Source organism: Aquimarina algiphila (assembly GCF_947494415.1).
Classification (GTDB): Bacteria; Bacteroidota; Bacteroidia; order Flavobacteriales; family Flavobacteriaceae; genus Aquimarina; species Aquimarina algiphila.
The window spans coordinates 74,005-87,987 of sequence record NZ_CANLVC010000010.1 but is presented as its reverse complement, the minus strand read 5'-3'; the positions used below and the strand labels follow the sequence as shown (position 1 = coordinate 87,987).

The 13,983-nt window shown below is 32.3% G+C and carries 13 protein-coding genes; all 13 read right to left on the bottom strand.

All coding sequences use genetic code 11. The annotated features are described in order from the left end of the window. Positions 1-39 precede the first annotated feature (39 nt). The gene (locus PQF96_RS23930; RefSeq protein WP_271769019.1) at positions 40-2,580 is read right to left on the bottom strand and encodes a glycoside hydrolase family 2 TIM barrel-domain containing protein; all 2,541 of its coding nucleotides are present in this window, start codon (positions 2,578-2,580) and stop codon (positions 40-42) included. 141 nt (positions 2,581-2,721) lie between these two features. After that, positions 2,722-3,300 (bottom strand): uracil-DNA glycosylase family protein, encoded by a 579-nt coding sequence (locus tag PQF96_RS23925; RefSeq protein WP_271769016.1) that lies wholly within the window; start codon positions 3,298-3,300, stop codon positions 2,722-2,724. A 96-nt stretch (positions 3,301-3,396) separates the two neighbouring features. Beyond that, on the bottom strand, positions 3,397-3,870 hold the full coding sequence (locus PQF96_RS23920; protein ID WP_109434142.1) for a YHS domain-containing (seleno)protein: 474 nt from the start codon (positions 3,868-3,870) through the stop codon (positions 3,397-3,399). 70 nt (positions 3,871-3,940) lie between these two features. After that, positions 3,941-4,294, bottom strand: coding sequence for a hypothetical protein (locus PQF96_RS23915; protein ID WP_271769014.1), 354 nt, complete (start codon positions 4,292-4,294; stop codon positions 3,941-3,943). Positions 4,295-4,402: 108 nt separating this feature from the next. Further along, positions 4,403-5,440, bottom strand: coding sequence for a helix-turn-helix domain-containing protein (locus PQF96_RS23910; protein ID WP_109434144.1), 1,038 nt, complete (start codon positions 5,438-5,440; stop codon positions 4,403-4,405). A 217-nt stretch (positions 5,441-5,657) separates the two neighbouring features. Next, a complete protein-coding gene (locus tag PQF96_RS23905; protein WP_271769008.1) occupies positions 5,658-6,449 on the bottom strand; it encodes a hypothetical protein in 792 nt (263 codons plus the stop codon). 247 nt (positions 6,450-6,696) lie between these two features. After that, a complete protein-coding gene (locus PQF96_RS23900; protein ID WP_271769005.1) occupies positions 6,697-6,975 on the bottom strand; it encodes a hypothetical protein in 279 nt (92 codons plus the stop codon). Positions 6,976-7,332: 357 nt separating this feature from the next. Continuing rightward, positions 7,333-7,734, bottom strand: a complete 402-nt coding sequence (locus PQF96_RS23895; RefSeq protein WP_271769004.1) for a hypothetical protein — start codon at positions 7,732-7,734, stop codon at positions 7,333-7,335. 37 nt (positions 7,735-7,771) lie between these two features. Then, positions 7,772-10,069 carry a hypothetical protein gene (locus PQF96_RS23890; RefSeq protein WP_271769001.1) on the bottom strand — a complete coding sequence of 766 codons (2,298 nt, stop codon included), beginning with the start codon at positions 10,067-10,069 and terminating at the stop codon, positions 7,772-7,774. A gap of 20 nt (positions 10,070-10,089) precedes the next feature. After that, entirely contained in the window at positions 10,090-11,544 is a 1,455-nt protein-coding gene (locus tag PQF96_RS23885; RefSeq protein ID WP_271768999.1) for a T9SS type A sorting domain-containing protein, read from the bottom strand. 395 nt (positions 11,545-11,939) lie between these two features. Then, a complete protein-coding gene (locus tag PQF96_RS23880; protein WP_271768997.1) occupies positions 11,940-12,104 on the bottom strand; it encodes a hypothetical protein in 165 nt (54 codons plus the stop codon). A gap of 409 nt (positions 12,105-12,513) precedes the next feature. Continuing rightward, positions 12,514-12,993 (bottom strand): hypothetical protein, encoded by a 480-nt coding sequence (locus PQF96_RS23875; protein ID WP_271768994.1) that lies wholly within the window; start codon positions 12,991-12,993, stop codon positions 12,514-12,516. Positions 12,994-13,325: 332 nt separating this feature from the next. Then, complete coding sequence (locus PQF96_RS23870; RefSeq protein ID WP_271768991.1) at positions 13,326-13,517, bottom strand: hypothetical protein; 192 nt, start codon at positions 13,515-13,517, stop codon at positions 13,326-13,328. Positions 13,518-13,983 lie beyond the last annotated feature (466 nt).

The following is a 13,983-nucleotide window of genomic DNA, read 5'->3' as shown; positions in this document are numbered from 1 at the left end:
TGTATTTTTAGCTACACATTTTCTGGCATAGTATCTTATCTATTGACTTCTTTTAACCTCTATCTCAATAGTATTACTTTCTATAGTATCGCAAGTCGCTTTTATTTTTATCGTAGATGCTCTTGTATTGGATTGTAGTATTAATAATGCTTTTCCTTTTAATGTTCGCACATGGTTGGTCTGATATTTTTCTATTACTTCTCTACCACCATTATCAACTCCTAACACTCTTGTATCTCCTTCTATATGAAATACTACTTCTCTATCATTATTATGTATTGGGTTTCCGTTTATATCTTCCAACTGTATAGTAACATGGGCTACATCATACCCATCTGTGGATAAGTATTGTTTATCTGTATGTATTGCTACTTGCTCAAATTTTGCAGCAGTTTGTATTGATGATTCAACCGAACCTCCTAAAGCTTTTGCTGTTAATTTACCATCTGAATAAGGGACTAGCCATTTTAAAATATGATCATTTTGATCTTCCGATTTTTGAGTCCCCAATGATTTTCCATCTAAAAATAATGTCACTTGGGGTTGATTAGTATACACTTCTACTGCAATTTCTTGCTCTTTTTTATAGTTCCAATGTTCATTTACATTATGCCACCCCCATTTTTGATGAGCTGCCCAATTTGACTCTTTTTCGACTAATTGTTGTTTAGATGCATCCCATACATAAGGTGATTGATCTATCAACTGTGTTGTAATATATATATGTGGCTCATCTGACCATAAAGTTTTAAACATATGAAATGCTGGTTTTTTAAATCCTGCAAAATCCAACAATCCACTGCTGGAACCTCTAATTGGCCATGCTCTCGATTCGCCCATATAATTAATTCCAGTCCACAAAAACATTCCTGCTATAAACTCCTTGTCCAGTACTTGTTTCCATTCATGATACTTTGCCCAATTTTCTGTTCCTAAAAACGTTTTTTCAGGATAATTGCGATGTACATAGTCATATACCGATTGACGATAGCTTAAACCAACAACATCCAAAGCATCTGCGTAACCAGAAAAATTACTTACTGAGGGTATGGTAATATTTGCAGTAACAAAACGAGTAGTATCTTCTTCTTTAACCCATTTTGATAGTTGTTTTGCTGTATTAGCTAAATTAAATTTCCCTTGTCCTTCGGTATTAAAATTTTCTTTTATTTGATCTATTGATAAAGGAGGTTCATCCCAATAATAACTTACATCACCTACTCGGTTTTTACCCCAATATCCTGTTGCGCTCATATATCTGGGATACGTCCATTCGATTTCATTACCGATGCTCCACATGATAATAGATGGGTGATTGCGATCCCGTAATACCATACTTTTTATATCCCGAGCAGACCACTCGGTAAAATGCTCAGTATACCCTTTTGTCAATGGGCTGGCTTCTTTTTGATTATAATTATGTCTTTTATCTTTTGGATTATTCCATTCATCAAAAGCTTCATCTTGTACCAGAAACCCCATTTGATCACATAAATCCAAGAATTCTTCTGATGGAGGATTATGGGCAGTTCGAATTGCATTACACCCAGCTTCTTTTAACGCTTTCAATCTACGTTTCCAAACACCTTTGGGCACCGCACTTCCTACCAAACCTCCATCATGATGCAGACAAACACCTTTGATCAAAGTATTTTTTCCATTTAAGAAAAACCCTTTGTCTTTATCAAAAGCAATAGAACGAATTCCAAAAGGAGTTTCAGATCTATCTACAACAACATCATTAACGATAACTTCAGAAACAAGTCTATACATATTTGGAGTTTCTATATCCCAGATATTTGGATTTTGAATAGTAATTTCTTGTAATTGTGGTACTGATGCATTCGGTTCAATATCTATTTTATTTTGAATACTAGTTATTTTAATATCCTGATTATAGATTACAGTACGGACAATGGCTTTTTGTTTTTCTGAAGATTGATTTGCTATTGTTGATGTAATCGCTACAGTCGCTTTCTTTTCTGAAACTTTGGGAGTACTAACAAAAACTCCCCATTGTGGTATATGTACTTTACTTTTGGTTACTAATTTTACATTACGATAAATCCCTGAACCTGGGTACCATCGACTGTCTATATAAGCAGAACGGTCTACCTTTACAGCAATCTGATTGGGTTGATCATAGTTTAAATATTTCGTCAATTCATAGGTAAAAGGTGTATATCCATAAGGATGTTTTCCCAAATAGTGTCCATTAATCCATACTTCTGAGTTAGAATACACGCCATCAAACTCGATCCAAGTGAGCTTATGTTTTGTGCTTGAAGGCACTGTGAAAATTTTACGATACCAACCTATGCCTCCTGGCAGAAATCCTGTTGCACCTGCTGTCTTTTCTTGAGAAAATTCTTGTGTAACACTCCAATCATGTGGCAATCGAATCTCTTCCCAATTGGTATCTGTTAAGGTTATACTTTGTCCGTTTTTAACATCTCCTAAATGAAATTTCCAATCAAAATTGAAGTCTTCTATACTTCTGGTAAATTCTGATTCGCTAGAATTACATGCGAGTAGCAAAACACTTGTAAGTATTATATAAAGAAAGGGTTTTAGATTCATGATCATAATTTTGCAATAAGTATAATTTCAAAGCATACTACGCTTAAAAATCTATAGAGATATTTGCAAATTTATATTGAACCATTCATAAGCAATACAACGAATAGATAAAATGTTATCACATTTAGTCTATTTGCTGCTTTATGAAGTCAGTCCCAAACGATTAATTTCTTCTTTTAACCGAGGCAATACCTCTTTCCCAAACCATTCATTCTTAGCTTGCCAGATATTATTTCTTGGGGAAGGGTGTGGCAAAACAAAATATTTGGGGAGGTAGCTTTCAAAACTATGAACAGTTTCTGTTAATGTTCGTTTTGATTTTTCTTTTAGGTAATAATCCTGAGCATATTTACCTACTAATATCGTGAGTTCTACATTTTTCATTTGCTTCAGTAGTTGATTATGCCATAATGGAGCACATTCTTTCCTCGGGGGTAAATCTCCCGACTTACCTTTTCCTGGATAACAAAACCCCATAGGTACTAATCCTACTTTTGTAGCATTATGAAATGTATCATTATCTACTCCCATCCAACTCCTCAAATTATCTCCACTTTTATCATCCCAAGGAATACCTGTTCTATGTACTACTGTTCCGGGTGCCTGACCAATAATTACAACCTTACTCTCTATTGTTCCCGATACTATAGGTCTCGGCCCCAGTTCTAAATGCTCAGAACATACGGTACATCTCGATATTTCTTGTAATAATTCTTTCATCCTTCTAAAATAAAAAACTAAAGCATACCAATCAATACAAATTATTAATCAATATGCTTTAGCCATCATAAAAATCAATCTTAAAACTAGTCTTTTTTAATTATGTGTTTTACTAAGTTTTTCCCAATTTTTATTTGCTGTCGAAACAAGTTTGTTATGATCTTTTTCTGCTAACCATAATTGCTGAGCATCTAATTCTAAATTGTACAGGTACAGGAAGTATTTTCCATCTTTTACTATAAATTTATTTGGATCTGGTCTAAACTTTGCGCCAGCGTATACTCCAAAAGCACAAAAACCGCCATATTCAGGAATATATTTTTTAGGGTTCTTATCAAAGGTTGCTTTTTGTTCTGCTGATGTAAAATAATACACCACTTTTTGATATTCAGATTTATGTTGTTTTACTCCTTTTTGAGCAATTTTTAAATCCAAATAGGACACTGGACTATACCCTTCTAAAGCAATATTACTATTATCAATATTATTTGCTTTGTTATCCTGAGCAGATAGCGTTGTACTTATTACTAAAGCAAATAGGACAACTATTGTTTTTACTATGTTTTTCATTATTACTATTCTTTATATTTTATTATTATTTTAAATTCGTTGTGTTGGTCAAATACACCAAAATATGACCTTATTGTGCGTTAAAATATTCTTCTTGTATTACCTTTCCTTCGTTATTCCAAACTCTGCGAATAATCTCATGCCAATAAATCTTACTCTCGTCTTTCATGTTAAAGTCAAAGGTAAATTCTGAAGCAGATACATTACCATCTACAATAGTATGATGATGTGTAATACCATTAACTTCTGCAATTGCTCCGGCAAAACCTTCCATTTTTTCAACCATCTGTTGCTTATTGGTAGTTGCCAATCCATTATAATCTGAAGTTGTTGCTTCTTCTGCAAAAAATTGCTTTACAGCATCTACGATAGCTCCTTGAGTTACTATGCTGTCCATTTGGGTTGCTTGTTCTTTAATATTCATTTTTTATATTTTAAGTAGTTAAACAAATTGTGTGTTGTAATTACATTGCAAATATGAAAATGATTAGCCTCGCAGAGGCTACAAAAAACACGCTATAAATTGTACTTTTTATTTTTTGTACTTTGTAGGCGAAGTGCCTACATAGTTAGTGAAGAATGAAGAAAAATGATTAGCCTCTTCAAAACCTAAAGCATAAGCTACATCTTTTACATTTTCATTTTCTTCTAACATCATCTTTGCAGATGAAATGATCTGTAAACGAATTAATTGCCCCAGAGAAGTATTCATTTTTTGTTTTACCTTTTTTGATAATGTTTTTACACTAATATTCATTTCTTCGGCATAGAACCCAAGAGCATGTTCTTCTTTATGAAATTCCTGAATAAGTGCTATAATATCCTGTGAGAAAGTATCTCTGTTTTGGTAATCAAAATTATCTCTGAACTGCCTAGGGGTTTGCCCTACTTTGTTCTTAAAAAAACGATTAAAATATGCTGCATCTTTAAACCCTTGATCGTATGCAATTTCCTGAATACTTTTATCTGTAAATGCTATATCCTTTTTGCTTTCTGTAAGTTGTTTTTTATGTATTAGTTTATGGATAGAAATTCCAATTTTATCTTTAACCAAATGCTGAACATCATATTGGGTATTCACCATAAAATCGATTAAAGATTTTGTATTGATCTGATTTGCAAATTCTGCATCTATTACATCTTTTACATCAAATATAACCTGGTATTCTTCTTTATTGGCTTGAAAAGGGTTTTGCCAATACCACTGCTCGGTAGAAACATCAATAAGATTACTCATCTTATCATTAAAGACAGTAGTATTTAGAAAAGACTGACAATCTTCACATTCATTAAAATTGATATACCCTAATGAAATAAGATGCTTAAACAGAATTCGTACGTCTTTGGATTTAAATAGTATTTCATCAGGAAAATCAATAAATCGAACTACAAAATCGTCTGACATAAATTTGATATACTGCCCTTTTTCCAGGTAAATGGCTTTATCCTCCCAATCCTGATAACTCTTAAAATCAACCTGGATATTACCGGTTCCTTCAAGAATATGAATCAGTGTATACTTTGTAATAAAATATACTTTATTGATTTCGGCATTGATTTTCTTTACCATTACAAAAGGGTTGACTTTATCTTAGTCGAAATTTATTCTTAAAAGTAGTATATCTAATACTGTATTACAAATTTACATATTCAACAAAAGATAAAGTCTTAAGAAAAAAAGCAACTGTAGTGCTACAGCTGTTTTTCTATATGTTCCTACTTCCTGTCCCATTCAATTTTTGACACCACTGGAGGATTTATAGTGGTATCAAAGGCTTTTCATATCTTTATTTTAATGTCATTTCTGTTAATGTATATATTTTTTCATATCCTTCTATTAAGTCACTTGTTTCAATAACTTCTAGAGGGTAATATTTTTCTAAAACCTCTTTATAGCGTATAATAGGGTGGTATTTAAAAATAATTTCTTCTGTTACATACATTATGTATTTTTCTTTAACCCTCGGAAGCTCTTTGGCTATTGGTACGGGATTATTGATTTCTAATAGTATCTTAAAACAATTGTATCCATGAATCACTTTTGTATCATTTCTATATTCGGTTATACAAAAATCATGAGTATTACGATAGTTATATTTTGTTGGCATACATTTTATAACTTTATTCTTTTTATCTCGTATTAAGGGAGTTATAGTTTCATTTACTGGGTCTATAACACAGCTTTCTGACTTACTCCCTTTTGCAGTATGAGCATAAAGGATTAAACCTAATTCAAAGGAAAAGGTATTCACAAGGTCTTTATCCATAAAATTAGGATGACACGTTTTTTTAAAAGCATCTTTACTCATGTTTTGCATGTCTATGATTTTTTGCATGCCTAGGTTTTTAGACCTCCTGCTTACTGCTATTTCTTTAATTATACCAACTGAAGAGTTTCTCGAATGTTCTAGAACCTTATTTAAACTCCTGCTATAGGTAGAATCGACTAATTTTTGGTCAATAATTTTAATATCTCTTTTAAAAGATATGCTTCCTTCTTCTGGTATTAAGGGTGTTTCTGGTTGACTAGAACAACTAACCAATATAAGCAAGTTGGCTATTATGATGGTTATTTTCATTTATTTAGGTTATAAAAAAGAGTTGATATTCTTTGCAATAATAAAGCACACCAGTTTCATTTTTTGAAACTGAGTACATTTTTTTCGAAGATTTTTTTGTTAAAGTTGAGAGAGCTAGAAGATACCCCAGGCAGACGAAGTCTCCTGACTTTGTAGTATACATCAAAAATAAAACTCCGCGAAGTCGGGAGACTTTGCGGAGCTAGATAATCATTAATGCTTCGAAATTATAAACTTTAAGCAGGGACTAGAATTCCTGCTTGACATAATACGGTATAAAATATGCCGTACTTTCACTTCCCTTACGGAAATACAAAAATGAAAAAATCTTATTTTTTTTCAATAGAACATAGGTAACTATTTCATCTTCTACACTAACTACAAAAATATTTTTTCTTTCTTGTTTTTCAAACCGCCATAAATCCTTAATAGAGCTGTCATCATAATGTTCTACTTTAAAAACGACATCTTTATTTAGTAAATATTTTTTGGTGGTTTTTATATAGGTTATATAATTCTGAAACATTTCTATTGCTTCATCTTCTGATTTAATTTTAGAACCTTTATATCTGTATTCTTTAGATATTTGATCTAAAGGTTTCTCCTTTATAAAAATATCTTCAAAAAATGACTTTACGAATTCATGCTTTTCTGTTTTCTCACTCTGACAATAAGAAAGTAGAGTACGAGCTAAAAAAAATGGAAGAATAAATTTCTGTTTACTATTTTTTTTTTCATAATATAATTTTTGTGGTTAACACCCTCCTTTTTTCTTAGGAGCATTGCCACCTGTTTTATCAATAGTTATAGTAGAAGTCGAGTTCATTACTCTTATGTCTTCTCCTAAATCGACGAAGATAGTTTTCATATTTTAACCTTACAGTTAAATCGCTTCTATAAACGGAACAACATGATAATAAACATAATCATCATCTCCTCCTCCACTTTCTTTTTCTACAAAAATTAAATAGTACTTAGAAAAAAACTTAAGAAATTCAGCCCTTCCTTTTTCTCGTATATTATCAAATACAGTTGAAAAGGATTCTGTGTCCTTAGAAGGCTGACCTCCTTCGCTTTTAGGTTCTCTTGTTTTAAAACCGTACAGCGTTGAATATTTTGATAATTCTTTTACATAAAAAACATCAACGCATCCATTATGTTGTTGTGTGCGAAACAAATCATTTTCCTGATTGTCAATTCTTAGCACTAATAAATCTTTTTTGTTTTCTTGTGAAAAAACACAATTAAAAACAAGACAAAATGCTAAAATCATAACTTTTTTCATAGATAGAAAAATTTAAGTTTAAAGTTAATACATTTATTTAGTTACGAGAACATATGTTATCATCTTTTTGACCTCCATGTTCTCTCTCTAAGCTAACTGTTCTTAATACTGCGTTATATTCTGCTAAATTATTCTTCTTTAGTTCACCCCAAGCTTTTGAATCTTGTAATCCTTCCCATGCTATTCTTTTATAAAAATCAATAGTTAAACCATTTGGGTACTCTGACTTTAATAATTCTGAAAGATTGTCAAAATCTTCTTTTAAATCTAATTTATGTATTGCTTCCAATGTCTTTGCCATACTTTCAAGATATTGTTCTGCTATTACTTGATGGTCTACATTATATTTTTCTGCATATTCTAAGTAAGTGATCCCGAAATTATAATCTGCTTCAGCAGTGCTGTTTGTACTATAAACTCTTCTATATATTTCAGCATGAATATACTCGTGCAACATGTTTCTAATGGTAATTAAATTACTTGAATTTTTTGCTGATTTAGAACTAATAAGAATATCTATTAAATCAGTATTCTCATGATATCTGGTTACACCAGCCGGATAAGCGATTTGACCATTTGGTAACTCAATTCTTATCTCAGGAACAGAAGTAATAATAATATGAAGATCAGTGTCATCAACTAAAAAATTATTTAATAAATTTCTAAAAAAAGTAGTATGCCCTTTACGAAGAATGTTATGTAAACATTTTTCCGTGCCTTTTAATCTATCTAGAATTTCATCATCAAAATATACACCATCTAGACTACCATTGTTATTGGCTATTGACAATGCAGCATGTAGTGCAAAGTCACTTCTAAAAAATTGACGTGCAGTAAAACCATTGTCGTATAAGATTCTACCTAAATTATAATCAAATAATACTTGACCAAAAGGAAAACCTATAACGGTTGAGTGACCTAAATTAAATAATCTACCTAAATCTTCATCGGTATAAGAACCCCAAGTAATATTATACCTTCCCCCTAACTCAATAGCAGATCGAACTAGGCTTCCTTCTGTAGTAAAATTAAGAGGGTCATCACTTGTTCGCATTGCTTCAGTCAAATTGAAAAAACCATCTACTCCATTAGCAATCTCGGTATTTCCTAAGTTCCATTCAGCAATCCTGTTAGAACCACCGGTTTGCCCAGTTTCAAACAGGTGTATTGGATGATCTGGCGGATATCCCGAATAATGAGAAAAACGCATATTTTCTTGGTTCATAGCTTGCCCGTTAGTATGAGCAGTGATGAGATTATCTGTAAGTGTCATAGATTCACTGGAATATGTATTGGTTTCAAAATATTTTTTAAGTTCGCTCTTTACATTTTCTTTTCCTGAACCATTCACATAAGCTGTTGTTTGATTAGGTAGTGACCTTAATGCAAGACCAAACAAAGCTGCATCATCAGTAATATCTTCAAACTGTGGTGGTGTATATCCGTCCATTGGTGGCGTTGTTCCTCCTGTTCTAAAGGTTAATGTTTGGATATACTGATCCTCATTATCTTCTAAGGTAAAAATATTATTTGGATTCCCAAAAGGAAGATAAGGCACACCTCTATCTTGTTCCTTAACCCAAATCATATACCTAGTCATAAAACGCACAGCGTTTTCATAGTCTAAAGACTTATAATGCACTACAAGATGACCTGCGAGAGTATTAGAAATATAACCTTCATTTAACATTCTTTGTAGGCGACTTCTACGTAGATTATATTCGGACTTAGCAGACCGTTGGCTATTTCTGATATTTAGTTGTTCAGTTAATAAAGCATTTACCTCTCCATCAGTCATGCTTTTAAGGAGTTTACCATTGTATTTTAAATCCCCGTATTTTGGACTTGCAGTACCTTCTCTTTTTCTAATGTCTAATATCTTAGCGTTAATTGTCGAGGATGCTAAAAGGTCACTATCAACTCCTTCTACCGCTTTTAGAATGTTATCAATTTTGGTGAAATATTCGTTTGCAAGCGCATCTGTTTGCGCGCCCTTAAAATAGCCTCTTTGAATATTCTCAAAATTATAATCAGGAGACAAGCCTTGTGGACTAGCATCTTGAGCAAAATAATTAATCCCTGTAATTGCGCCTGCTAATAAAAGCTCTTGTCCATATAACCATTTATCTTTTTCGGTACTTGTTTCTAATTGCCGATTAAAAATACCTAAATGACTTGTTGATATACATAAACATTGCCTTTCAGATTTGCTTTTTGCTTCACAATCAATACAGCTTGTTGTTCCATCTTCAGAATATTGTTCAATCTGGGCGTATGTTATATTTGAAAACAGACATATTATGCCTATCATCATTACTCTATATAGTGATTTCATCTGTATATTTTTGTTTTAGATTATTGTTTGACAATGGTTTTCACGAATGGCAGACCATTTATTTTAATTTGAATGAGGTATGTGCCACTTGCCAGTGTAGAGCTATCTATGGGTATTGATTGTTCACGGTTAGCTTTGCTTCTAAAAGGAGGTAAAACAATTCTTTCATTACCGAACATATCATACACAGATATCTGAATCTCATCATTTTCTTTAAAATCAGAAGTAAGATTAAACCTGTCTCCAATTGGATTAGGAGATATAACTGCAAAATTTTGGTCAATTGATTTTGATAGTGTATTTGTTGATAGTGACTGTATAGAATTGTCTTTACTAAGAATAATTTTAATTGGAGGAGCACTTTCATTAAACTCTACGATTCTATGATTTCCCCCAAATTGACCGATCAAGACCGTATCATTATTTATTGTTCTTGTTCCTAAACTGATTTGAGGAACCTCATACGTGACATTGTTCTTATCAGGATGATCTTTATAAAGACGTTGTAAAGAAAAATTTAGACTATCAAATTTCATAAAACTAAGCGTCATCTCTGATGTTCCTTTTATTGTGCTCCCTTCAATATCAAACTGGTACTGCACATTACTTTTGCTAGAGGTGATACTTTCCATTTCTAGGTTTAATGTAAAAGGAATATCACGCTTTACACCTCCTTGATATGACCAGTCAAATTCAATAAATCTACCATTGTAATTTCCATTAAATTTTTCAGGCTTGGGAGTAAAATGAGGAGCATAACTATAGAGAGCTTGATGTTCTTCTGCTGAAATCGGTAGCCATTCACTATTTTGAGTAGGCAAATATTCTAATAGAGTTCTACTATTAAAAATATCATTTTCTGTCAACATTTGTAATGCTTTTGTTTTATCTTGGGTGACTCCATATCCAAAATAATACATTACTGCCAACCAGTGTTTTGCCATAGGAAGGTTACTTTGTTCAAAATAATTTTTAGCCCTAGTATAATTTGAGCCAAGAGCAGTGGGGAAATGTTTCATATTTATGTAACCGGCAACGTAGCGAGCTAAATCGGGTTTATGGTTACGGCTGATCATTGTTCGACAGATATCATCAGCTTTAGAATAGTCAACGCCATCATAAACAGAATATTCACCCTTTAGATATACCATAAGCAATCTTTCAGTTGCAGGAAGGTATCTTCTGCTATGTGCGCTTAATACTAAATTAAGACCTTTCAGTTCTTTATCAGGATCATCAGACAGCCATGTTAGTATCCCTGCTGTATACATTGACGCTGTACTCCCTTCCTGAGGTGTTGTGCAAGGTGATATATCATCCAATAGACTATTAATTAAATCTATTGGATAATCAGGAAAATCTGCTTCAAATTGTAAAATACTTTCTGCTCTTTGGTCGCAGGTGAGTTGCGCATACCCAGTATGTGCAATAGTTAGGGCAAGACATAGCAAGCCCCATACAAAAGATTTATTCATTTGTGAAAAAATTAAATGGTTAATATTTATTTATGTATTAAGGTAACATCAAACCTAAGGTGATATTAAAGGTCAGTTAAAGGAGAAATCCCTTTATGGTCAAGAACCAAAACCGTTTGATTACAGCGCTATAGTCTTACAGTCTTTGGTTTGCTATTGTACATTTTTAAAGCGCGATGCTAATATTGGTGGTATGATATTGTTTTCATAAGTTGGATTTTTTTAGGTTATTAATAAAAGTTGTTACTCATTGCAATATTAAGACGTGCCAGTTTCATTTTTCGGGATTCTGTAAAATGACAATGTTAATTAATAGTTAAAAAAATAAATGGCTTTTATATGATTTAGAGCTTGGATTAAGGTCATGAAGAAAACCTTTGTCTTTTTATCATTCATTAATCTTTAATAACATATAAGCAGTAAATTTTTGCATAAATCATTATTTCTTTAGGCTTATCATTTAAAAGATGGTACATAAAGTCGCCAATATCAATATTCATGGCATTTAATACGCCATAAAGTATTTCTGGAGGTATTTCATCTATATGATCTGGAAGCATTAAAAACTAGATTAAAAAGGATACAGGAGCAATTAAGGGGACTATGTACACAAACTCAACTTTAGTTGATTATAATAATTACTCCTGTTTTTCCTTTTATATATTTCATTAATTCTGTTGATTGGCTTAAATTTTTCGATTATATGATCAACTTTTGGATTAATTGGATGATCCATTTAAGTACAAAGACGATGTCGAACGTCTTTTTAACCTTCTCACGCGTCTTTTTGACGAAGTATTTAACTCTGTTTACACCATTTTTAAAAGATGGCTTTAAAATTTTAAGAGCATGCCTTGAAATTTTCACTTCAAAAGCTGAAATTTTAGCAAACCGAGTTAAAAACTTTGTCTTTGGAGCTCAACCGAACGTCTTTTTAACGCACGAGAAGGTCTTTTGAGTTAAACGAAACTATTCTTCTGTAGCATTAGGTGTAGGCACACTTTTGGTACGGGCAAAAAATTGCTTTAATTCTGCTACTTTTTCTGTAAAACCAGGTTTTCCTGCGCCCTTACTATATTGCGAATACGAATAGTCATTAAGGGCATCTTGATAATTATCATAATCATGTAGTATTTTGGTACTCTCTAATCGATATGCCAGGCTTTCTACGCGACCCAAAAGATTTTCTGCAAATACTCTGGCTTTATAATCCTTTTCAAACTCCTCCCAATCTACATCAGGAGAACTTAGAACACTACTATGTTGGCGATAATCCCAAATCTTATTAACGAATAACTTGTTGGTTTCATTAATAGCCTTGTAGCTCCTTCGTTCTTTTTCTGTTAATGCTGATAGCTTATCAATAAATATAGTTTCTAGTTGAGTGACTAAGCTTTCTGCTTGGTCTCTTTCCTCTTGTGTTAGTAAATCCTGAATGATATTTCTCATGGTTTTAAAATTTATTTGTTATTATTTTTTAAAGTTTTAATAGTTGTTAGAAGTATGAAGTCGGGTGTCCGATGTTTTTCTAACTTCTTAACTCCTGTCTTCTGACATTTGACTCTTTTTATATTTTTCACTTTTAGTTATTTATTTCAATATTTTCTTTTCCTTACCTCAACAGTGACTGTCCTGAGCTTATCGAAGGGCTCTGTATGACAATAGTATTTTTCACTCTTCGCTCTTCATTCCTAACTCCTCTCTTCTGTCTCCTTAACACATTTTGCGGTTTTACATTTTGAGTTTTTATCAAAAGACTTTAATTAGGGTAACTACACAAGCTATGTTTTGTGGTTAAGCAATAGTATATTGCGGGCTTTATAGATGAGTTGTATGGCTTCGTCACTGGATTTTCCTTGTGCGTAGAGCTTATTTATCCAGAGATATAAAATGATTTCGTATGAACTATAATGTACGAGATTGTACATAAATTCGTCCATTTTATGATGTAATGCCTGTAAGATATCAGACATAAATTTGTGCTTGTTATTGCTAGAGTTGGCTCGCATATTCAACATTTTTTGTTCCCCCAAATGTATGGGTAGAAAAAAGAGGTTTGCAAGCAAAGCATGTCGATATTTATAAATTATCTGATCGTAATTTGCAAATAAATTAAATAAAAATAATTGACAATCAGCATGTTATGAAAAATCATATGTTTTTATAAATTCTATGTATTCGATATAAGAAAATGTGCATCGGATAATGATTTTTGGTAGAAAATTAAACTTCGGCAGTGCCTGTCCTGAGCTTGTCGAAGGGCTCAGTGTGACAATATTTTTATTGTGATATATTTTGGCAAGTTCAGTAGGGCTATCGAGATTCAGTTTTTACATCAAAAAATCTCTATTCTCGATACAATCCCCCTTTGTCGGATTACTCGAATTGACGAGATTTTTATAATAAGCTCGTCATCCTGAACCTGATCCCAGATCCAAT